The following is a 22,867-nucleotide window of genomic DNA, read 5'->3' as shown; positions in this document are numbered from 1 at the left end:
TATTGCCGATCAGGAGGGGTTTGGTGGAGCCCCCTGCCGGATTCGAACCGGCGACCCCCTGTTTACAAGACAGGTGCTCTGGCCAACTGAGCTAAGGGGGCGTGCTGGCGGTCGAACAGACCCGCCATTCACGCAGCCGTTGCCAGCCGGATATACCAACCGGAGAAACGGCGCTAGACAAGATTAGCCCAGAGCGCCCGTCCCCGTGAAACCGGATGTGTTTCACGGGGAACGGACGCTCGGGTGGCTCCTGTTACTTGTTGGCGTCGATTGCCGCTTGGACCGTTTCCACGAAGGTATTCAGGTCGGCTTCGCTGCCGTTGACAAAGGCGGTGGGAGTGCCGGAAATGCCGTCGATCCGCGCCATCTGGTCCGCGTACTTCACGAAGGGACGGTAGGTGCCGTCGTCGATGCAGGATTCCACCGCGTCAGCGTCCGCGCCGGCGGCAGCGGCCATGTCCACCAGTCCGGCGTTATCCACCTCGCCATTGGCGTGCTGGGCAAAGATGGCCTTCATGAAGTCCCAGTAGGACTCGGGGCTCTCGGAGGCAACACAGGCTGCGGCATTGGCACCGCGTGAGGAGTAGTTGGTGGGCGAGCCGCCGTCCAGGAACGCGACCGTGCGGTACTCGTACGTGATCTCGCCGGCGTCGAGCCACTTGGCGATCTGATCGTCGTAAGTTGCAGCGAAATCAGCGCAGTGCACGCAGTTGATGTCGACGTACTCCACCAGCGGGATAGGCTGGCCCGGCTCGCCCGCGGTGATGCCCGGCGGGACCGGTGCATTTTCATCCGCCTGGTCCGGAGCTTCGCCGAGGGAATCCACGTCCACGTCGAACGGCTCGGTGGGTTCCAGCGCACTGGTCGAGGTCAGGGTGAAGCCGCCGTACTCGTTGGCATTGGCCGGCGATTCCCCGCTGGAGGGAACCTTGCTGTTGACGTTGTTGACCACAATTGCCGCCACCAGGGCAACCACTGCAAGGATGGCTACCACCACGCCCCAGCGGATCAGGAGCCGGTTGCGGTGTTCCTTCTTCTGCTGCGCCTCGCGCATGGCGCGGGCCTGTTCGCGCGCAGCAGCAGTCCGCTCCGACTTGGTCGGCTTAAGATTCCGGTCAGTCATAGTTCCTCATGTCTCTCAACGCCGGCCGCGTTTCCGGGGCCTCTGGGCACATCTCCAAGTGTAGGCGGAACATACAACCCGCCCGTTGGCCAACGCCCGGGGACGGTACAAAGTTTCCGCGCTTCGATAGAGTGGCAATATACGACTAACCAACTAAGGGGTGCCATTCGTGAACGCTGAGGCCGATCCGAGCAGCAAGGGCGACGTGCCGGACGGGTATGGCGACTTCGATTTCATCGTGGTTTCCAACCGGCTCCCTGTGGACCGGGTAAGCACCGACGACGGCGAGGCGTGGCGCCGCTCCCCCGGCGGGCTGGTTACCGCGCTGGCGCCGGTGATGGCCAAGGCGGACGGGGCCTGGGTGGGCTGGCCGGGCGCACCCGATGAAACCGTGGAACCGTTTGACCACGACAACATGCACCTGAAGCCGGTTCCGCTGAGCACCGACGAGGTGGAGCTCTACTATGAGGGCTTCTCCAACGCCACCCTCTGGCCCCTCTACCACGACGTCATTGCCACACCGGAGTTCCACCGCACCTGGTGGGATGCCTACCGCACCGTGAACCGCCGGTTCGCCGACGCCGCCGCCTCCGTGGCAGCGGAGGGCGCCACCGTGTGGGTTCAGGATTACCAGCTGCAGCTTGTTCCGCAGCTGCTGCGCAAGGCACGGCCGGACCTGAAGATCGGCTTCTTCAACCACATTCCCTTCCCGCCGCTGGAAATCTTCGCCCAGCTGCCCTGGCGCCGGAACATTATTGAAGGCCTGCTCGGCGCTGACTTGATCGGCTTCCAGCGGCCCTCGGATGCCAGCAACTTCCTGCGCTGCGTCCGCCGCTTCGCGGGCTACACCATCCGCCAGCAGCAGGTGCACGTCACCACGGAGGACGGGCTGTCCTACGTTTCCCGCGCTGAAGCGTTCCCCATCTCCATTGACGCTGCGCAGATCGCGGAACTGGCCCAGCGCGAAGACATTATTGAACGCTCCAAGCAGATCCGCCGTGAACTGGGCAACCCGGACACCGTGATGCTGGGCGTGGACCGGCTGGACTACACCAAGGGCATCAGCCACCGGCTCAAGGCCTACGGGGAACTCCTGGAAGACGGCGAAATCACCGTCGAGAACGCTTCGATGATCCAGGTCGCCAGCCCCTCCCGCGAGCGCGTGGAACAGTACCGCCTGCTGCGCGAGGAGGTGGAGGGCACCGTGGGCCGGATCAGCGGCACCTACGACACCATCTCCAATACCGCGCTGCGCTACCTTCACCACAGCTATCCGGTGGAGGAAATGGTGGCGCTCTACCTGGCCGCCGACGTAATGCTGGTTACTGCCCTTCGGGACGGCATGAATCTGGTGGCCAAGGAGTACGTGGCCGCCCGCACGGGCAACACCGGTGCGCTGGTCCTCTCGGAGTTCACCGGTGCCGCCGATCAGCTGCGGCAAGCTGTGCTGGTCAATCCGCACGATATTGACGGCCTGAAGGCCTCCATTCTCACGGCCATGAACATGCCGGCCCGCGAGGCCAGCCGCCGGATGCGGCTGATGCGCCGGCAGGTACTGCAGAACGACGTCGAACGCTGGTCCCGGAACTTCCTGGACGCGCTCGAACAGGACCAGGACCGGGAGGACTAATGATCGATCCTGCCTTGCAGGAAGCACTGGAATCGCTGGCACAGACCCAAAAGCTGCTGGTGGCGGTGGACTTCGACGGCACGCTTTCGCCGCTGGTGGAACGGGCAGAAGACGCCCGGCCGCTGGAAGGTTCCGCGGCTGCTGTACGGGCGCTGGCAGCCCTGCCCCGGACGGATACCGCGCTGATTTCCGGACGTGCCCTGGACAGCCTGCGCAGCGTGGCCTCCCCCGACCCGGAGACCCTGCTGATCGGCAGCCACGGCGCTGAGACCTGGACGGGGCCCAACGCCGAACCGCTGCAGTTGACCCCCGAGCAGGCGCAGCTGCTGGACCGCGCCCGCGCGGCCGTGGAATCCGTGGCCGCCCTGCACCCGGGTTCCCGGCTGGAAGACAAGCCGGCCGGGGTCGTCCTGCATACCCGCGGCATGGAAGCCGTGGTCGCTGCGGAGGCCACCGACGCGGTCCGGCGCGAATTGCAGCTGCTGGACGGAGTGCAGGTCACGGACGGCAAGTCGGTGCTGGAGGCTTCCGTGGTCCACACCAACAAAGGCGAAGGCATCACGGCGCTGCGGGAACTGACCGGTGCGACGGCGGTGCTCTTTGCCGGCGACGACGTCACGGACGAGCGCGGGTTCGAAGCGCTGGCGCCGGGCGACGTCGGCGTGAAGGTGGGCGAGGGCGACACCTCCGCCGCACACCGCGCAGCGTCCCCTGAAGCCTTCACCGAGGTGCTGGAGGAACTGGTGCGGCTGCGCCGCGCCGTCGTCGGCCGATAGCGTCCGCAGCTCCGGCACCCAGCAGTACGGAACCTATGCAATACTGACCCTGTGAACCAGCTCACAGCATCGTTGCCGATGCCTGCCGCCGGTTCATGACCTCAACTACATAGCTCTCCATTCACAACGGATCGTCGGGCACGTACCTGCCCGTGAAGGGAAATACCATGGCAACGGTAACGTTTGACCAGGCCACACGCCTGTACCCGGGGACGGAACGCCCCGCGGTTGACAACCTCAGCTTAGAAATCGCCGACGGCGAGTTCCTGGTTCTCGTAGGCCCCTCGGGCTGCGGAAAATCCACCTCGCTGCGCATGCTCGCAGGGCTCGAAGACGTGAATTCCGGCCGGATCCTCATCGGTGACCGCGACGTCACCGATGTTCCGCCCAAGGACCGCGACATCGCCATGGTTTTCCAGAACTACGCGCTGTACCCGCACATGACCGTTGCGGACAACATGGGCTTCGCCCTGAAGATCGCTGGCATCGGCAAGGAAGAGCGGATGGAACGCGTCCGCGAGGCAGCGAAGCTGCTGGACCTCGAGGACTATCTGGACCGCAAGCCGAAGGCACTCTCCGGCGGCCAGCGCCAGCGGGTGGCCATGGGTCGAGCCATTGTGCGTAATCCGCAGGTCTTCCTGATGGATGAGCCGCTGTCCAACCTGGATGCCAAGCTGCGCGTCCAGACCCGCACCCAGATCGCTTCCCTGACCCGCCGCCTCGGGGTCACCACCGTCTACGTCACCCACGACCAGGTTGAGGCCATGACCATGGGCGACCGGGTAGCGGTGCTCAAGGACGGAATCCTGCAGCAGGTCGATACCCCGCGGAACCTGTACGACCACCCCAAGAACGTGTTCGTGGCCGGCTTCATCGGTTCCCCTGCCATGAACCTCCTAGAACTGCCTGTGGTGGACCGCGGCGTCGCGTTCGGCGGCGCGGTGTACCCGGTGGAAAGTGCCGTCCTCGGCCAGGCTGCCGGCAACACGGTGACCCTGGGTGTGCGGCCCGAAGACCTGGAAATCGTCACCGAGGGCGAAGGCCTGCGGGTTGACGTGGACGTGGTCGAGGAACTCGGCGCCGACGCCTACGTGTACGGACACACCACGCTGGACGGCAACGAGCACGTTATTGTGGTCCGCGTTGACGGACGCCGTCCTCCGATGAAGGGCGACACCCTCCACGTACGTCCGCAGAAGGGCCATGTGCACCTCTTCGACACCTCCAGCGGAGAACGGCTGGCGGAACAGGCATAAGCGTCCTCAGAAAAATATGCGGTGGCTCCCTTGCTCAACTAAACTTTTGGGTGGGGAGCCACCGCTTTTTCGTTACCGCTTGCTCTAGACGTAAGGGCTTTCGCCTATGACAGATTCCGCTTCCGCCAACTGGCAGAACGAACCCACTGACTGGGACCAGGCCGGCAAGCTGCCCCGCACCACACGCGCCTCAACTGACCGGATCAATACCCTTGGTTCGCTGAACATCACGGCAGCCTCCATGGACCCCGCCCTGCTGGATTTGCCATGGCACATCCCGCTGGAGGAATGGCCCAAGGAAAACCTCGCCGCCCTCCCCCGCGGCATCTCCCGCCACGTGGTGCGCTTTGCCCGGCTGGGTGACTCCCTCATCGCCATCAAGGAAACCAGCGAGCACGTGGCGCGGCAGGAGTACCACATGCTGCGCAAGCTCCGCCGGCTCAATGTCCCGGCCGTGGCCCCGGTGGCAGTCATCACCGGGCGCTTGGACCCCAACGGGGAAGAACTGCAGCCCGTCCTCGTGACCCGGCACCTGCGTTTTTCCCTGCCCTACCGTGCTGTCTTCTCCCAGACCCTCCGGGAAGTCACCCTGACCCGGCTGATCGATGCTCAGGCGCTGCTGCTGGTACGCCTGCACCTGGCGGGTTTCTACTGGGGCGACGTTTCCCTGTCCAACACCCTGTTCCGGCGCGACGCCGGAGCGTTTGCCGCCTACCTGGTGGATGCAGAAACCGGGGAGCTATACCCCGAGCTCTCCAAAGGGCAGCGCGAATACGACCTTGAAATTGCCCGGGTCAACATTGCCGGGGAGCTCATGGACCTGGCCGAAGGCGGCCTGATCGAAGAGTCGGTGGACCCGCTGGCCACCAGCGAACGGATCATGGACTCCTACCGCGGACTCTGGGCAGAGCTGACCGAGCAGGAATCCTTCGGGCTGGCGGACCGCTGGCGGGTGGACGCCCGAATCCGGCGGCTGAACGATCTGGGCTTCGACGTCGACGAGCTCTCCATCAGCACGACGCCGGACGGCTCCCAGGTCCAACTGCAGCCCAAGGTGGTCGACGCCGGCCATCACCAGCGCCGGCTGCTGCAGCTAACGGGAATTGATGCCCAGGAAAACCAGGCCCGCCGGCTGCTCAATGACATGGATTCCTACCGTGCGACCAACCACCCGGAGCTGGATGAGGAACTGAGCGCCCATCTGTGGGTCACCCAAGTCTTCGAACCGATTGTCAAAGCTGTTCCACGGGACCTGGGCAGCAAGCTGGAAGCGGCCGAAGTAGTCCATGAGGTGCTCGAACACCGCTGGTACATGTCAGAGAAAGCCAACCGGAATGTGCCCATGGCCGAGGCCGTGCAGTCCTATATGGACACCATCCTGCGTCACCGGCGCGATGAAGCGGCCATCCTGCTCAGCACCGACACCCGGACCATGGAGATCCTTGACGCGGGTGGAGCCCCTTCCTAGGCCGGGGCTCAGTGGCGACGGCGGGGCTCAGTAACCGTAGCTGGGCGCGGAGAACGCAACAATGATGATGACAATGATGTAAATGATGAAAAGCGCGGTTAACAGGCTGCCAATCACGATGCCAGCCACGGCCATTCCGTTGCTCATACCCGCCTTTCGCGACTGCTTCAAGCCGATGATGCTCAAGATAAGCCCAACGAGCGGTGCGAAAAACGAGGTGATGAGCCCGGCCAGGCCCAGGGACTGACCCGGGTTGATTGGCGGCTGGCCGTATGAGGGGTAGGCGCCCTGCTGGCCGTATGAGGGGTAGGCGCCCTGCTGGCCATAGCCGGGGTACGGCTGCTGGCCGTACCCGGACTGATCCTGCTCACCGTAGCCAGGATACGGCTGCTGCACGTAACCAGACTGGTCCTGCTCGCCGTAGCCGGGATAACCGGGCTGCTGACCGTACGGCTGCTGACCGTAACCGTACTGATCTGCGTTGGCCGGTTTGCCGCCGTCCGGCGCGTTCCCCTGCTGCCACTCCGGCTTGTTCTCTGACACGACGCTTTCCCCTTGGAATAGGTGTACGTAGCACAGGGCGAATAGTTCCTGCGCAGGACGTCAGTGTGACGTAGCCCAATCCTAGCCAACACCCGCAAGCTGCCCTAAGCAGGGTGAGCCTAATCTCCTGTGACCTTCTACGCACAGCCCGGACTAGAGCTGGCAGGAGTCGTTAAATGGAAATGTACCCCCTGCCCTTTCTCCGGACCCTAGAAGGAGCCGCCAGATGGAGAACCAATTGGCTGAAACCTTCAGCCGTCCCGACCTGCGCCTGGTCCCCGTCCACGAGGCGACAGCCTCACGCGAATGGTGGCGCTCTTCAGTGATCTACCAGATCTACCCCCGCTCGTTCCGGGACCTGCGCGGGGACGGTGTGGGAGACCTGCAGGGCATCACCGCAGAACTCGGAACACTGGCAGAACTGGACATCGACGCCGTCTGGCTATCCCCGTTCTACCGCTCCCCGCAGAAGGACGCCGGCTACGATGTTGCCGATTACTGCTCCGTGGATCCCATGTTCGGCACGCTGGAGGACTTTGACGCCCTCGTCGCCGAAGCCGGCCGGCACGGCATCCGCGTCATCGTGGATCTGGTCCCCAACCACTGCTCCGACCAACATCCGCTCTTCCAAGCCGCCCTGGCCTCCGGCCCTGGTTCCCCCGAACGGGACATGTTTGTTTTCCGCGACGGCACCGGAGAGCACGGCGAAAACCCGCCCAACAACTGGCAGTCCCACTTCGGCGGCCCCGCCTGGACCCGCGTCACCGAAGCGGACGGGATGCCCGGTCAGTGGTATCTGCACCTCTTTGATACCTCCCAGCCGGATTTCAACTGGGACTCGCCGGCCGTGCATGCCGAGTTTGAACGCATCCTGCGCTTCTGGCTGGATCGCGGCGTCGGCGGCTTCCGCGTGGACGTCGCCCATGCCCTGATCAAGAAATCCGGGCTGCCGGATTGGGGCGGCCGCGCCGACGGGTCCTCCTCCGAGGGCTACCCAGGGGCCGAGGCCCCCATGTTCGGCCAGCCCGGCATCCATGACATTTACCGGTCCTGGCGGAAAATCCTGGACTCTTACGACGGAGACCGGGTGCTGTGCGCCGAAGCGACCATCGACCCGATAGACCGGCTGACCGACTGGGTGCGGGCCGCCGAAATGCACCAGACCTTCAATTTCGCCTACCTGCACCACCGGTGGGACGCACCGGACCTCCGGCACGTCATCGAGTCCTCGCTGCGCGCCTTCGACAAAGTGGGAGCCCCTACCACCTGGGTGCTCTCCAACCACGACGTCGTTCGGCACACCAGCCGCTTCGGCCTGACCGGAGCCGGACCGCGGACCGGCGACGGGCTTGGACCCCTCGACGAACAGCCCAACATGGAACTCGGCCTGGCCCGGGCGCGGGCCGCTACGCTGCTGATGCTCGGACTGCCAGGCGGTGTATACCTGTATCAGGGCGAAGAACTGGGCCTGCCGGACCACACCCTGCTTCCCAACGAGTTCCGCCAGGATCCCACCTTCCACCGCACCGCCGGCGAACGGGTGGGTCGGGACGGAAACCGGGTGCCGCTGCCATGGAAGGCCAACCGGCCCAGCTACGGATTCAGCGATGCAGGAAAGACGTGGCTGCCGCAGCCGCCCATCTGGGGCAGGCATTCCCGGGACATCCAGCAGCACAACCCCGAATCCACGCTGCACATGTACCGCAGAGCTCTGTCTTTGCGCCGGGAGCTGCGTCTGGGCGACGGCTCGCTGGCGTGGTGGCCGGAGCACGACGCCGAGGGGCTGGTTGCCTTTGTTAACGGCGGCATCCTAGTGGCCATGAACATGGGTGAATTCCCCGTGCAGCTGCCCCACCTTCCGTTGCTGCTGGGCAGCGCCGGCGACGCCCTGGAAGGCGACCGGCTGCGCCCGAACCGCACCGTATGGATGCGTCTGGATCCGTAGGCGGTTCCCTGCGGCGCTCCCTGCACCTCTGCCCGCCGCTGGAGCGAAGCCCCCGCCTGCAACTAAACCCCCGGAACGGCTTTGCCCGGGTTGAGAATTCCGGCCGGGTCGAAAAGCGTTTTGACCCGGCGCTGGAGCTCGAGCAGCTCCGCTGCCTGTTCTTCCGGCAGCCAGCGCAGCTTGAACTGGCCTATCCCGTGTTCACCGGTGATAGTGCCGCCCAGCGCCAGCGCAACGCGGATGGACTCGTCCAACGCCGCGTCCAGGCGCTGTCGGCCGTCCGTATCGCCGTCCTGCACCCAGAAGGTCGGGTGCAGGTTTCCGTCTCCGGCATGCGCCACCACCTTCAGGTTCACCCGGTGGTCCGCTGCCATGCGCTCAAGCTCTGCCACGTACCGGACCAGGAATGAACGCGGGACGGCGACGTCCTCACCGACACGCACGCGCCCGGTTACGGGGTCCCCTCGGCTGTGCCGGCGCAATTCGACCAGGTGCTCCGCCTCTTCCGAGCCTTCCATCGTGACGCTTCCGCCCAGTTCGGTGAGCACGGAACGCACCACCTGCGCCTCGGCGTCAGCGCCGAACCCATCCGTTTGAACCAGCAGAAGGGCATCACCCCGGTGCCGCAGGCTGCTGCCGTGCACCTCGTCCAGGGCCAGCAGCGTGGCGCCGTCCAGCAGTTCAAGGATGGCGGGCTGCACCCGTTGGGCGCCAATGGCGAGAACGCCTGCCGCCGCCGTCGGAAAGTCCGGGAAAAACGCAGCGATGGTGCAGGATTGGACCGGCATATACCGCAGCCGCACGGTGATGCCCACGATAACCCCCAAGGTGCCCTCCGAACCGGTGAACAGCCCCGTGAGGTCATAGCCGGCCACGCCCTTAAAGGTCCGGTGTCCGGTGCTGATCAGCGTTCCGTCCGCAAGGACAACGTCCAGGCGGAGTACGGCATCGCGGGTTACTCCGTACTTCGCGCAGCGCAGTCCCCCGGCGTTGGTTGCCACGTTGCCGCCGATGGTGGAAATCCGGTAGCTCGCCGGGTCCGGGCCGTACATCAACCCGTAACCTGCGGCCGCGGTGTTCAGGTCCGCATTGATAACACCGGGTTCGACGACGGCGGTCTCGTCCTCGGCATTTAGTTCCAGGATCCGGTTCATCCGCTCCAGGCTCAGGACGATGCACCCGGGCGTAGCGTGCGCCCCGCCGGACACTCCGGTGCCGGCTCCGCGGGTCACCACAGGCGTGCCGCTTTCCGTGGCCCAGCGCATCACCGCCTGGACATCCCGAACGCTTGTTGCCCACACAACGGCCAACGGCTCGATGTATTCAAGGACCGGGCCCTGATCCGTGGCATACATCGCCCGGATCTCCGGCGATGTATCTATGTGCAGCCCGGGGCCGGCGAGGGGCAGGTTCTGCAAGGCATCCAGGGACATGCCAGCAGACTACCGCGCGCCCATGAACCTCGCGTAGCGGTCCAGTATCTCTTCCCACTCGCCGTTGATCCGCTCGTATTCTTCGGCAGGTTCCGGAAGCCGCTCCAGTCCGCCGTGGCGGACGGTCACCTTGGTGCTTCCATCGGCATCCGGCGTGAACTCGACCCGTACGTCGGTAGGGATTCGGGGGCTATGGCCGGCCACCCAGTCCATTTCCAAGCTGTTGTCCGGCTCCTTGGTTCGCACCGTGGCCCACACCGCTGTTTCGCCGTCGGGTCCGGTTTCGGTCAGCACACCGCCCTCAAACTCGGGGTGGGTTCCCTCGCCAAACTCGGTCAGGTCTTCCGGCCACCACAGGTGCAGGTAGTCGGTGAAACCGTTAAAGGCCTCGTGCTGGTCCCGAGGCACCCGGCAGGAGGCAACTACCTCTGCAACGGCGGCCCGGGAAGCACCGTCGGCGGGGACGGAAACGGGTTCCTCCGCATGTGAAAACAAGGAAAAGCTCATGCCTTCCACCCTATCGCCACGGCCGCGGGGCTTCGAAAAGTCAGGGCACCGGAAGGCCGCCCAGGCATCGATTCCCGGGTTAAACAGGTGAGGCCCGTACCAACACTGGTACGGGCCTCACCCCACAATTTGTCCGGCGGTGACCTACTCTCCCACACCCTCCCGGATGCAGTACCATCGGCGCTGTGGGTCTTAGCTTCCGGGTTCGGAATGGGACCGGGCGTTTCCCCCACGCTATGACCGCCGTAACCCTTCCACCCGCACCACACACCCAAAAACAGTGTGCGTGGGGAAAACAATGGTCACGAACATCAAAAAATCAGACGTAAGTAATATTCAGTTATTGTTCCCAGGGGAACAACCCTTGACGGGTTGTTGTCCGGGAACCACATAGTGGACGCAAGCAGCATGATCACAACACCCTCTACATTGGGAAACCGTTTGAAGTCGTGTTTCCCCAGGTGTTGATGTGGTGTAAGTTATCGGCCTATTAGTACCGGTCAGCTTCACGGGTCTTTAGTCCCCGCTTCCACATCCGGCCTATCAACCCAGTGGTCTGGCTGGGGGCCTCTCACACACAAGGTGTATGGAAATCTCATCTCGAAGCGGGCTTCCCGCTTAGATGCTTTCAGCGGTTATCCCATCCGAACGTAGCTAATCAGCGGTGCACTTGGCAGTACAACTGACACACCAGAGGTTCGTCCGTCCCGGTCCTCTCGTACTAAGGACAGCCCTTCTCAAATTTCCTGCGCGCGCAGCGGATAGGGACCGAACTGTCTCACGACGTTCTAAACCCAGCTCGCGTACCGCTTTAATGGGCGAACAGCCCAACCCTTGGGACCTACTCCAGCCCCAGGATGCGACGAGCCGACATCGAGGTGCCAAACCATGCCGTCGATATGGACTCTTGGGCAAGATCAGCCTGTTATCCCCGAGGTACCTTTTATCCGTTGAGCGACGGCCATTCCACAATGTACCGCCGGATCACTAGTCCCGACTTTCGTCCCTGCTCGAGATGTCTCTCTCACAGTCAAGCTCCCTTGTGCACTTACACTCGACACCTGATTGCCAACCAGGCTGAGGGAACCTTTGGGCGCCTCCGTTACTCTTTAGGAGGCAACCGCCCCAGTTAAACTACCCATCAGGCACTGTCCCTGACCCGGATTACGGGCCGAAGTTAGATATCCAGTATGACCAGAGTGGTATTTCAACGATGACTCCACCCGAACTGGCGTCCGGGTCTCACAGTCTCCCACCTATCCTACACAAGCCACACCGAACACCAATACCAAACTATAGTAAAGGTCTCGGGGTCTTTCCGTCCTGCTGCGCGTAACGAGCATCTTTACTCGTACTGCAATTTCGCCGAGTTTATGGTTGAGACAGCGGGGAAGTCGTTACTCCATTCGTGCAGGTCGGAACTTACCCGACAAGGAATTTCGCTACCTTAGGATGGTTATAGTTACCACCGCCGTTTACTGGGGCTTAAATTCCCAGCTTCGCCCGTAAGGGCTAACCGGTCCTCTTAACCTTCCAGCACCGGGCAGGAGTCAGTCCGTATACATCGTCTTGCGACTTCGCACGGACCTGTGTTTTTAGTAAACAGTCGCTTCCCCCTGGTCTCTGCGGCCCCGATCCCCTCCGGACAGCAAGTGTCCATCAAGGTTGGGGCCCCCCTTCTCCCGAAGTTACGGGGGCATTTTGCCGAGTTCCTTAACCATAATTCTCTCGATCGCCTTAGTATTCTCTACCTGATCACCTGTGTCGGTTTGGGGTACGGGCGGCTAAAACCTCGCGCCGATGCTTTTCTAGGCAGCATAGGATCACCGGATCCCCCCGTGAGGGAGTCCCGTCAGATCTCAGGCACGTCATCAAAGACACCGTGACGGATTTACCTATCACGGACCCTACATCCTTAGACCAGGTCAACCATCGCCTGGCCCGGCTACCTTCCTGCGTCACACCTGTTAATACGCTTACCTCCCAGGATCAGGTCCCGTGCTCGGCCAAAACCCTCACACCACAAGGATGCTCGGGCAGGCTCCGGACGGTTAGTGTCCCCTGCTTGGTATGGGCGGTTTTTCGCCGGTACGGGAATATCAACCCGTTGTCCATCGACTACGCCTGTCGGCCTCGCCTTAGGTCCCGACTTACCCAGGGCAGATTAGCTTGACCCTGGAACCCTTGATCATTCGGCGGACGGGTTTCTCACCCGTCTTTCGCTACTCATGCCTGCATTCTCACTCGTGTAGGCTCCACAACTGGTTTACACCGCTGCTTCACTGCCCACACGACGCTCCCCTACCCATCCAGACGACTGAACCACGAAGGCTTATCTAATATCTGAATGCCACAACTTCGGCGGTGTACTTGAGCCCCGCTACATTGTCGGCGCGGAATCACTTGACCAGTGAGCTATTACGCACTCTTTCAAGGGTGGCTGCTTCTAAGCCAACCTCCTGGTTGTCTGGGCAACTCCACATCCTTTCCCACTTAGCACACGCTTAGGGGCCTTAGTTGGTGGTCTGGGCTGTTTCCCTCTCGACTATGAAGCTTATCCCCCACAGTCTCACTGCTGCGCTCTGACTTACCGGCATTCGGAGTTTGGCTGACGTCAGTAACCTTGTAGGGCCCATTAGCCATCCAGTAGCTCTACCTCCGGTAAGAAACACGCAACGCTGCACCTAAATGCATTTCGGGGAGAACCAGCTATCACGGAGTTTGATTGGCCTTTCACCCCTACCCACAGCTCATCCCCTCCATTTTCAACTGAAGTGGGTTCGGTCCTCCACGACGTCTTACCGTCGCTTCAACCTGGCCATGGGTAGATCACTCCGCTTCGGGTCTAGATCACGCCACTGCATCGCCCTATTCAGACTCGCTTTCGCTACGGCTTCCCCACACGGGTTAACCTCGCGACGTAACACTAACTCGCAGGCTCATTCTTCAAAAGGCACGCTGTCACAGCAATCAGAGCTGCTCCAACGGTTTGTAGGCACACGGTTTCAGGTACTATTTCACTCCCCTCCCGGGGTACTTTTCACCTTTCCCTCACGGTACTTGTCCGCTATCGGTCATCAGGGAGTATTTAGGCTTACCAGGTGGTCCTGGCAGATTCGCACGGGATTTCTCGGGCCCCGTGCTACTTGGGATCCTCTCCAAGCGGCAGCATACATTCCGGTTACGGGGCTAACACCCTCTACGGCCTGGCTTTCAAACCAGTTCACCTATGCACCTGCACTCACTTCACCAATCCGGCAGAATCGGTACGGAAAGTCCCGCAACCCCAGTGATGCAACGCCCGCCGGCTATCACACACCACTGGTTTAGCCTCTTCCGCGTTCGCTCGCCACTACTAACGGAATCACTGTTGTTTTCTCTTCCTGTGGGTACTGAGATGTTTCACTTCCCCACGTTCCCTCCACGCACCCTATGTGTTCAGATGCGGGTCACCCGGTCACTCGCGCGCCGGGCGGGGTTTCCCCATTCGGACATCCTGGGATCAAAGTTCGGTTATCAACTCCCCCAGGCTTATCGCAGATTCCTACGTCCTTCTTCGGCTCCTGATGCCAAGGCATCCACCGTGTGCCCTTAAAAACTTGACCACAAAGATCAATAATTAATATCGCTATCGAGAAAACCATGGAGGCCGGTAAAAACCGGTCACCAGGTTTATCTGAAATTGCACTTAATAATTTTTAAGATGCTCGCGTCCACTATGTAGTTCTCAAACAACAACCCCGTCACACCCATCCCCACCACCAACCAGCCCCCCAAAGGGAACCGGCACCCGTGATGTACCCGGCATGCGCAGGAACAAACAGAAACAAACCACAACCATGAACACCCCCACCCCCTCAAAGAGGGAAGAAGCCCCACAGCCCTGTTGTCTCAGGACCCAACAGTGTGCCAAACGGTCAACCGGTAACCTGCCCGCACCGCTTTCCAGAACCCCAAAGGGAACGTACTCACTGATGCCAGGCAATCATGCCGGCGCCTATCCATTGATATTCCACCCTTGAGCACCCACCGGAAAACATATGCTTCCGACATGGGCATCTCCTGCAAAGCACACATCCAACACTGTGGAAGGACATCCGCTTCGAGGTGCTCCTTAGAAAGGAGGTGATCCAGCCGCACCTTCCGGTACGGCTACCTTGTTACGACTTAGTCCCAATCGCCGGTCCCACCTTCGACGGCTCCCTCCCACAAGGGGTTAGGCCACCGGCTTCGGGTGTTACCAACTTTCGTGACTTGACGGGCGGTGTGTACAAGGCCCGGGAACGTATTCACCGCAGCGTTGCTGATCTGCGATTACTAGCGACTCCAACTTCATGAGGTCGAGTTGCAGACCTCAATCCGAACTGAGACCGGCTTTTTGGGATTAGCTCCACCTCACAGTATCGCAACCCTTTGTACCGGCCATTGTAGCATGCGTGAAGCCCAAGACATAAGGGGCATGATGATTTGACGTCGTCCCCACCTTCCTCCGAGTTGACCCCGGCAGTCTCCTATGAGTCCCCGCCATAACGCGCTGGCAACATAGAACGAGGGTTGCGCTCGTTGCGGGACTTAACCCAACATCTCACGACACGAGCTGACGACAACCATGCACCACCTGTAAACCGGCCACAAGTGGGGGACCTGTTTCCAGGTCTTACCGGTTCATGTCAAGCCTTGGTAAGGTTCTTCGCGTTGCATCGAATTAATCCGCATGCTCCGCCGCTTGTGCGGGCCCCCGTCAATTCCTTTGAGTTTTAGCCTTGCGGCCGTACTCCCCAGGCGGGGCACTTAATGCGTTAGCTACGGCGCGGAAAACGTGGAATGTCCCCCACACCTAGTGCCCAACGTTTACGGCATGGACTACCAGGGTATCTAATCCTGTTCGCTCCCCATGCTTTCGCTCCTCAGCGTCAGTTAATGCCCAGAGACCTGCCTTCGCCATCGGTGTTCCTCCTGATATCTGCGCATTTCACCGCTACACCAGGAATTCCAGTCTCCCCTACATCACTCTAGTCTGCCCGTACCCACTGCAGACCCGGGGTTGAGCCCCGGGCTTTCACAGCAGACGCGACAAACCGCCTACGAGCTCTTTACGCCCAATAATTCCGGATAACGCTTGCGCCCTACGTATTACCGCGGCTGCTGGCACGTAGTTAGCCGGCGCTTCTTCTGCAGGTACCGTCACTTTCGCTTCTTCCCTGCTGAAAGAGGTTTACAACCCGAAGGCATTCGTCCCTCACGCGGCGTCGCTGCATCAGGCTTTCGCCCATTGTGCAATATTCCCCACTGCTGCCTCCCGTAGGAGTCTGGGCCGTGTCTCAGTCCCAGTGTGGCCGGTCACCCTCTCAGGCCGGCTACCCGTCGTCGCCTTGGTGGGCCATTACCCCAACCAACAAGCTGATAGGCCGCGAGTCCATCCAAAACCGCATAAAGCTTTCCACGAACCGCCATGCGGTGGTCCGTCGTATCCGGTATTAGACCCGGTTTCCCAGGCTTATCCCGAAGTCAAGGGCAGGTTACTCACGTGTTACTCACCCGTTCGCCACTAATCATTCTGTGCAAGCACAGAAGTCATCGTTCGACTTGCATGTGTTAAGCACGCCGCCAGCGTTCATCCTGAGCCAGGATCAAACTCTCCGTAAATGTTCATACAGACACAATGCCGGGGCCAAGGAAAATTGGCCGCCAGGCACTGCACTAAATTCGAAACCAGCTAAAAAAACCATTCCAGCCCACGGGGTGGGCGGAACAGTCGATTCAACCAATTAAAATAAATTGGTATCAATAAACTTGGCACACTATTGAGTTCTCAAACAACAGACGCAATCCGAAAATACTCGGGAAAACAATGTTTTCCTTTTCTTCTTCGCTGCAAGGTTTTCCATCTTATTCCATTCCGGCGTTTTCCGCAATTCCCGGTTTTCCTTATCGGAAGCCCGGGAAAGCGTGTCAACCGCCGTTCCGGCCCAGCAAAAAGCCGGAGTCTTTCCTGCCGGCCCCGTGAAGGGCGCACCAGAGAAACTCTGTTTTTTGGTGGGTTTGGCCGCCATGCTTCGGGCGCTTATTTCAGCGTCCCGGCCGCGGCGACTTAGAAGACTTTACACAGGTTCTCCCGCCGGTGCAACTCGTCGGGAGGTGACGCCCGGCGCCCCGTCTCCGAGGTATCCATCCGTCATACGGCAATGCCCTCCGGACGCGGGACTGCCCGCAGCTCCGGCATGGAGCTGCGGGCAATCCTGGTTCAAACGGCGGGTTCCGCTACTGGGTTCGGCGCCGAACCGAAACGAAAACGAGGAAGGTGCCAAGAGCCAGAATGCAGATACCGGCAGTCCACACCCAGTTAGCGCCGTTCACGCCGGTTTTCGCCAGTGCGTCCCTGCCCAGCACGGAGTACGTGTTCGTGACCTCCGCGTTGACGGATGCGCCGCCTAGGACCGTGACCGTTTCCGGGAGAACCGAATCCACCGTCACCGAGGAATTCGCGCCAGAGGCGGGTTCAGTGACTGTGCACGAGCTGCCGGCCGGCACACGGTCAAACGCGGTGATCTGGTCTCCTGCCTGGGTTCCCGCCGGAATGAGGATCTCCTCAGTGAATGAATCCCCGCAAGTGACAACAATCCGCACGTCGCTTTGGAGACCTGCTCCCGGGCCGGTGATGGTTTTGGTCAGCACGAGTGAACCGTAGACGTTGGACACGTCATTGGTGACCAGCGCCTGGACGTCACCGCCCGGCTGGATCTCAACCACTTCCGGAAGACCGGTGGCCAACGCCACCAGTTCGGTAGCACCGGTTTGGGGCACCGTGACCGTGCATGCAGTGCCCGCGGGAATGTCGGTGATCCAGTGCCCGCGGGAATGTCGGTGATCGTTCCCGCGTAGTCACCTGCAGCGCTGCCCGCCGGAATGGTGAGGGCTTCTTCGATACCCACGGCATCGCAGGTCACTATCACCGTGATATCACCCTGCAGGCCGGCGGCGGCGCCCCTCACCGACTTCACAACGGTCAAGGACCCCGGATTGAGGTCCACAGTGTTGGCTACGTCGAGCACGTTCGGTCCGTTGGCGGTAATAGTGACCGTACCCGGCAGAACCGGTGTGACAGTCACCTGTGTGTTGGATCCCGTCACCGGCTCACTCACCTCACAGACCGTACCGACCGGCAGGTTGGGAATGGTCTGGGATACCGTTGCTGCGGTACCGGCCGGGATTTCAATGACGAAAACACCCGCAGCCCCGCAGGTAACGTTCAGGGTAATGGCACCCTGCAGTCCGGCACCTTCTCCGGCGAAAATCTTATTGACCACCAAGTCGCCCGGAATGAAGAACTCGGCCGTCGCCTGTGCGTTTGATTCAACCTGCGAATCCGCCGCCAGAATGAGTTTCTGCGCCGTTGTGACCTGTGGATTAGTGCCGGCATAGAGATAAACGTTTGCCGTTTGTACGGGAACCACTGCCGTGGCAGTGAGCTGCGCCGGATCGGTTGTCTGCGCAGTGTTCCGTACCCACAACTGCGTTCCTGCCGGCACAGTTGTCCCTACAAGGGGGACGGTTCCCGCCGCGTCGGTGTAAAGGGTGTATCCCGGGGTAACTCCAACGGTGAGCTCCGTAACCGTGCCGGACGTGACCGTGAAGGGACCCGCCACTCCGTCCACAGGACCTGCAGCTACCGGGGGCGTAATGCTGACATCTGGAGCGGGAGGTTCAGTGAGCGGTCCCGCGGCCAGGACGTCGGTGACAATCTGCGCGGTGAGTGCCCGGATGGAATCCGTGTCCTCAAGCACGTAGCCGTCACTGAAGAACCAGACTGCAGCCTGGACTGCTGCGGCCCGGATGTTGTCGTTAGCCGCTTCCGGAAGCCCTGGCTGGTCCGGATAGTAGCTGTTCAATACGCGGTTCACGTAGCCGATGTTGGGGACGTTGGACTCATCCCAGCTACCGTTCTCGTACCCGAGCCCCGTATAGGTGGGGTTACGGATGTCGATGCAATACATCTGTTGCGTATTGCCCTCGCCATCCACCGTCGTGATGACACCGGCAAAGGGCTCATCTGTCCGGACGTAACCCGCAGGAAGGTCGCTCGGATATCCAGAAGTGGGATCGAATGCCTGGCCAGCAGGCGGAAGGCCTCCAGTCACGCCTTGGCCCGGACCGGTCCCTGTCATGGTGACCTCGACATCGGCATTGGGAACCGCCCCTCCAGGCTGCGGGCCGGAAAAGACGGCCTGAGCGGTGCAACAGTCGAGAGCAGAAGTATGACCAGGGCTCCCAGAATGGCGAGCGGATAGCCGAGGCGCCGGCGCATCCTCCTTCGTACTCCCCCACCCGGTGTAAATGCTGTTCTTTGCCTCATAAGTCTTGAATCCTCTCTCCAGCTGACCCGAGGGGCTGCAAGGGACGCACTGCGCCCCAAGTTCGAGAGGCTATAGCGGGGATCGAAGAGACGTAAAAATAGGAGCCAACAGACGCACCTCTGGAAAGCCGTTTTTCCCAGAAGTAGTGCCCTGCGAGCTGCATTCGCTTGCGGTTCACGGGTACCGGGGCCGGCGTGTAGGCGCATGAATATAAACACAAAAGCCCGCACCAGGAACGGTACGGGCTTGCAGGGGGATCCCGGGCCGGCCGCTCGGGACCGGACCCCGGGACTAGGGTTGGCGGGTTAAACAGGTGAGGCCCGTACCAACACTGGTACGGGCCTCACCCCACAATTTGTCCGGCGGTGACCTACTCTCCCACACCCTCCCGGATGCAGTACCATCGGCGCTGTGGGTCTTAGCTTCCGGGTTCGGAATGGGACCGGGCGTTTCCCCCACGCTATGACCGCCGTAACCCTTCCACCCGCACCACACACCCAAAAACAGTGTGCGTGGGGAAAACAATGGTCACGAACATCAAAAAATCAGACGTAAGTAATATTCAGTTATTGTTCCCAGGGGAACAACCCTTGACGGGTTGTTGTCCGGGAACCACATAGTGGACGCAAGCAGCATGATCACAACACCCTCTACATTGGGAAACCGTTTGAAGTCGTGTTTCCCCAGGTGTTGATGTGGTGTAAGTTATCGGCCTATTAGTACCGGTCAGCTTCACGGGTCTTTAGTCCCCGCTTCCACATCCGGCCTATCAACCCAGTGGTCTGGCTGGGGGCCTCTCACACACAAGGTGTATGGAAATCTCATCTCGAAGCGGGCTTCCCGCTTAGATGCTTTCAGCGGTTATCCCATCCGAACGTAGCTAATCAGCGGTGCACTTGGCAGTACAACTGACACACCAGAGGTTCGTCCGTCCCGGTCCTCTCGTACTAAGGACAGCCCTTCTCAAATTTCCTGCGCGCGCAGCGGATAGGGACCGAACTGTCTCACGACGTTCTAAACCCAGCTCGCGTACCGCTTTAATGGGCGAACAGCCCAACCCTTGGGACCTACTCCAGCCCCAGGATGCGACGAGCCGACATCGAGGTGCCAAACCATGCCGTCGATATGGACTCTTGGGCAAGATCAGCCTGTTATCCCCGAGGTACCTTTTATCCGTTGAGCGACGGCCATTCCACAATGTACCGCCGGATCACTAGTCCCGACTTTCGTCCCTGCTCGAGATGTCTCTCTCACAGTCAAGCTCCCTTGTGCACTTACACTCGACACCTGATTGCCAACCAGGCTGAGGGAACCTTTGGGCGCCTCCGTTACTCTTTAGGAGGCAACCGCCCCAGTTAAACTACCCATCAGGCACTGTCCCTGACCCGGATTACGGGCCGAAGTTAGATATCCAGTATGACCAGAGTGGTATTTCAACGATGACTCCACCCGAACTGGCGTCCGGGTCTCACAGTCTCCCACCTATCCTACACAAGCCACACCGAACACCAATACCAAACTATAGTAAAGGTCTCGGGGTCTTTCCGTCCTGCTGCGCGTAACGAGCATCTTTACTCGTACTGCAATTTCGCCGAGTTTATGGTTGAGACAGCGGGGAAGTCGTTACTCCATTCGTGCAGGTCGGAACTTACCCGACAAGGAATTTCGCTACCTTAGGATGGTTATAGTTACCACCGCCGTTTACTGGGGCTTAAATTCCCAGCTTCGCCCGTAAGGGCTAACCGGTCCTCTTAACCTTCCAGCACCGGGCAGGAGTCAGTCCGTATACATCGTCTTGCGACTTCGCACGGACCTGTGTTTTTAGTAAACAGTCGCTTCCCCCTGGTCTCTGCGGCCCCGATCCCCTCCGGACAGCAAGTGTCCATCAAGGTTGGGGCCCCCCTTCTCCCGAAGTTACGGGGGCATTTTGCCGAGTTCCTTAACCATAATTCTCTCGATCGCCTTAGTATTCTCTACCTGATCACCTGTGTCGGTTTGGGGTACGGGCGGCTAAAACCTCGCGCCGATGCTTTTCTAGGCAGCATAGGATCACCGGATCCCCCCGTGAGGGAGTCCCGTCAGATCTCAGGCACGTCATCAAAGACACCGTGACGGATTTACCTATCACGGACCCTACATCCTTAGACCAGGTCAACCATCGCCTGGCCCGGCTACCTTCCTGCGTCACACCTGTTAATACGCTTACCTCCCAGGATCAGGTCCCGTGCTCGGCCAAAACCCTCACACCACAAGGATGCTCGGGCAGGCTCCGGACGGTTAGTGTCCCCTGCTTGGTATGGGCGGTTTTTCGCCGGTACGGGAATATCAACCCGTTGTCCATCGACTACGCCTGTCGGCCTCGCCTTAGGTCCCGACTTACCCAGGGCAGATTAGCTTGACCCTGGAACCCTTGATCATTCGGCGGACGGGTTTCTCACCCGTCTTTCGCTACTCATGCCTGCATTCTCACTCGTGTAGGCTCCACAACTGGTTTACACCGCTGCTTCACTGCCCACACGACGCTCCCCTACCCATCCAGACGACTGAACCACGAAGGCTTATCTAATATCTGAATGCCACAACTTCGGCGGTGTACTTGAGCCCCGCTACATTGTCGGCGCGGAATCACTTGACCAGTGAGCTATTACGCACTCTTTCAAGGGTGGCTGCTTCTAAGCCAACCTCCTGGTTGTCTGGGCAACTCCACATCCTTTCCCACTTAGCACACGCTTAGGGGCCTTAGTTGGTGGTCTGGGCTGTTTCCCTCTCGACTATGAAGCTTATCCCCCACAGTCTCACTGCTGCGCTCTGACTTACCGGCATTCGGAGTTTGGCTGACGTCAGTAACCTTGTAGGGCCCATTAGCCATCCAGTAGCTCTACCTCCGGTAAGAAACACGCAACGCTGCACCTAAATGCATTTCGGGGAGAACCAGCTATCACGGAGTTTGATTGGCCTTTCACCCCTACCCACAGCTCATCCCCTCCATTTTCAACTGAAGTGGGTTCGGTCCTCCACGACGTCTTACCGTCGCTTCAACCTGGCCATGGGTAGATCACTCCGCTTCGGGTCTAGATCACGCCACTGCATCGCCCTATTCAGACTCGCTTTCGCTACGGCTTCCCCACACGGGTTAACCTCGCGACGTAACACTAACTCGCAGGCTCATTCTTCAAAAGGCACGCTGTCACAGCAATCAGAGCTGCTCCAACGGTTTGTAGGCACACGGTTTCAGGTACTATTTCACTCCCCTCCCGGGGTACTTTTCACCTTTCCCTCACGGTACTTGTCCGCTATCGGTCATCAGGGAGTATTTAGGCTTACCAGGTGGTCCTGGCAGATTCGCACGGGATTTCTCGGGCCCCGTGCTACTTGGGATCCTCTCCAAGCGGCAGCATACATTCCGGTTACGGGGCTAACACCCTCTACGGCCTGGCTTTCAAACCAGTTCACCTATGCACCTGCACTCACTTCACCAATCCGGCAGAATCGGTACGGAAAGTCCCGCAACCCCAGTGATGCAACGCCCGCCGGCTATCACACACCACTGGTTTAGCCTCTTCCGCGTTCGCTCGCCACTACTAACGGAATCACTGTTGTTTTCTCTTCCTGTGGGTACTGAGATGTTTCACTTCCCCACGTTCCCTCCACGCACCCTATGTGTTCAGATGCGGGTCACCCGGTCACTCGCGCGCCGGGCGGGGTTTCCCCATTCGGACATCCTGGGATCAAAGTTCGGTTATCAACTCCCCCAGGCTTATCGCAGATTCCTACGTCCTTCTTCGGCTCCTGATGCCAAGGCATCCACCGTGTGCCCTTAAAAACTTGACCA

Annotated in this window: 11 protein-coding genes, 1 tRNA gene, 5 rRNA genes and 2 pseudogenes; 5 read left to right on the top strand and 14 right to left on the bottom strand. The window is 60.5% G+C overall.

Features of this window, described 5'->3' with window-relative positions:
• Positions 1–24: 24 nt before the first annotated feature.
• Both QNO06_RS02925 and QNO06_RS02920 read right to left on the bottom strand, forming a co-directional pair.
• Positions 25–101 (bottom strand) — tRNA-Thr (locus tag QNO06_RS02925).
• Between the two features lie 152 nt (positions 102–253).
• A complete protein-coding gene (locus QNO06_RS02920) occupies positions 254–1,123 on the bottom strand; it encodes a DsbA family protein (protein WP_227913576.1) in 870 nt (289 codons plus the stop codon).
• 169 nt (positions 1,124–1,292) lie between these two features.
• On the opposite strand from QNO06_RS02920, the gene QNO06_RS02915 reads away from it, so the two are divergent.
• The 4 genes from QNO06_RS02915 to QNO06_RS02900 all read left to right on the top strand — a co-directional run bounded on the left by QNO06_RS02915 (position 1,293) and on the right by QNO06_RS02900 (position 6,253).
• Entirely contained in the window at positions 1,293–2,753 is a 1,461-nt protein-coding gene (locus QNO06_RS02915) for an alpha,alpha-trehalose-phosphate synthase (UDP-forming) (RefSeq protein ID WP_227913577.1), read from the top strand.
• Positions 2,753–3,529 (top strand): trehalose-phosphatase, encoded by a 777-nt coding sequence (gene otsB / locus QNO06_RS02910; protein WP_227913578.1) that lies wholly within the window; start codon positions 2,753–2,755, stop codon positions 3,527–3,529. The genes QNO06_RS02915 and otsB overlap by 1 nt, the downstream gene beginning before the upstream one ends.
• Positions 3,530–3,696: 167 nt before the next feature.
• A complete protein-coding gene (locus QNO06_RS02905; protein WP_227913579.1) occupies positions 3,697–4,785 on the top strand; it encodes an ABC transporter ATP-binding protein in 1,089 nt (362 codons plus the stop codon).
• 106 nt (positions 4,786–4,891) lie between these two features.
• On the top strand, positions 4,892–6,253 hold the full coding sequence (locus QNO06_RS02900) for a DUF4032 domain-containing protein (protein WP_227913580.1): 1,362 nt from the start codon (positions 4,892–4,894) through the stop codon (positions 6,251–6,253).
• A gap of 27 nt (positions 6,254–6,280) precedes the next feature.
• Here QNO06_RS02900 and QNO06_RS02895 read toward each other — a convergent pair whose 3' ends face one another.
• A complete protein-coding gene (locus tag QNO06_RS02895; RefSeq protein ID WP_227913581.1) occupies positions 6,281–6,796 on the bottom strand; it encodes a DUF4190 domain-containing protein in 516 nt (171 codons plus the stop codon).
• A gap of 226 nt (positions 6,797–7,022) precedes the next feature.
• On the opposite strand from QNO06_RS02895, the gene QNO06_RS02890 reads away from it, so the two are divergent.
• The gene (locus QNO06_RS02890) at positions 7,023–8,741 is read left to right on the top strand and encodes a glycoside hydrolase family 13 protein (RefSeq protein ID WP_227913582.1); all 1,719 of its coding nucleotides are present in this window, start codon (positions 7,023–7,025) and stop codon (positions 8,739–8,741) included.
• A gap of 62 nt (positions 8,742–8,803) precedes the next feature.
• Here QNO06_RS02890 and QNO06_RS02885 read toward each other — a convergent pair whose 3' ends face one another.
• The 11 genes and pseudogenes from QNO06_RS02885 to QNO06_RS02840 all read right to left on the bottom strand — a co-directional run bounded on the left by QNO06_RS02885 (position 8,804) and on the right by QNO06_RS02840 (position 22,866).
• A complete protein-coding gene (locus QNO06_RS02885; RefSeq protein ID WP_227913583.1) occupies positions 8,804–10,174 on the bottom strand; it encodes an FAD-binding oxidoreductase in 1,371 nt (456 codons plus the stop codon).
• 9 nt (positions 10,175–10,183) lie between these two features.
• Positions 10,184–10,681 (bottom strand): SRPBCC domain-containing protein, encoded by a 498-nt coding sequence (locus QNO06_RS02880; protein WP_227913584.1) that lies wholly within the window; start codon positions 10,679–10,681, stop codon positions 10,184–10,186.
• 131 nt (positions 10,682–10,812) lie between these two features.
• A 5S ribosomal RNA gene (rrf, locus tag QNO06_RS02875) occupies positions 10,813–10,929 on the bottom strand.
• 221 nt (positions 10,930–11,150) lie between these two features.
• Positions 11,151–14,286, bottom strand: a 23S ribosomal RNA gene (locus QNO06_RS02870).
• 513 nt (positions 14,287–14,799) lie between these two features.
• A 16S ribosomal RNA gene (locus QNO06_RS02865) occupies positions 14,800–16,327 on the bottom strand.
• Together the 16S, 23S and 5S rRNA genes form the textbook arrangement of a ribosomal RNA operon.
• Before the next feature lie 155 nt (positions 16,328–16,482).
• Positions 16,483–16,734: a hypothetical protein gene (locus QNO06_RS02860; RefSeq protein WP_227912427.1), complete on the bottom strand. Its 252-nt coding sequence runs from the start codon at positions 16,732–16,734 to the stop codon at positions 16,483–16,485.
• A 208-nt stretch (positions 16,735–16,942) separates the two neighbouring features.
• Positions 16,943–17,431 (bottom strand): DUF5979 domain-containing protein, encoded by a 489-nt coding sequence (locus QNO06_RS02855; protein ID WP_284015238.1) that lies wholly within the window; start codon positions 17,429–17,431, stop codon positions 16,943–16,945.
• Between the two features lie 6 nt (positions 17,432–17,437).
• Positions 17,438–17,485: pseudogene (locus QNO06_RS17020) on the bottom strand (hypothetical protein); the annotation flags it as partial.
• Positions 17,486–17,718: 233 nt separating this feature from the next.
• Positions 17,719–18,675, bottom strand: a pseudogene (locus QNO06_RS02850) (thioester domain-containing protein); the annotation flags it as partial.
• A 717-nt stretch (positions 18,676–19,392) separates the two neighbouring features.
• Positions 19,393–19,509 (bottom strand): 5S ribosomal RNA (gene rrf, locus QNO06_RS02845).
• A 221-nt stretch (positions 19,510–19,730) separates the two neighbouring features.
• Positions 19,731–22,866: ribosomal RNA gene (locus tag QNO06_RS02840) — 23S ribosomal RNA — on the bottom strand.
• Position 22,867: the final 1 nt, after the last annotated feature.

Source organism: Arthrobacter sp. zg-Y20 (genome assembly GCF_030142075.1).
In the GTDB taxonomy this organism is placed as follows: domain Bacteria; phylum Actinomycetota; class Actinomycetes; order Actinomycetales; family Micrococcaceae; genus Arthrobacter_B.
The sequence above is the reverse complement of the archived record's forward strand: the minus strand, read 5'-3'. Positions and strand labels throughout refer to the sequence as shown.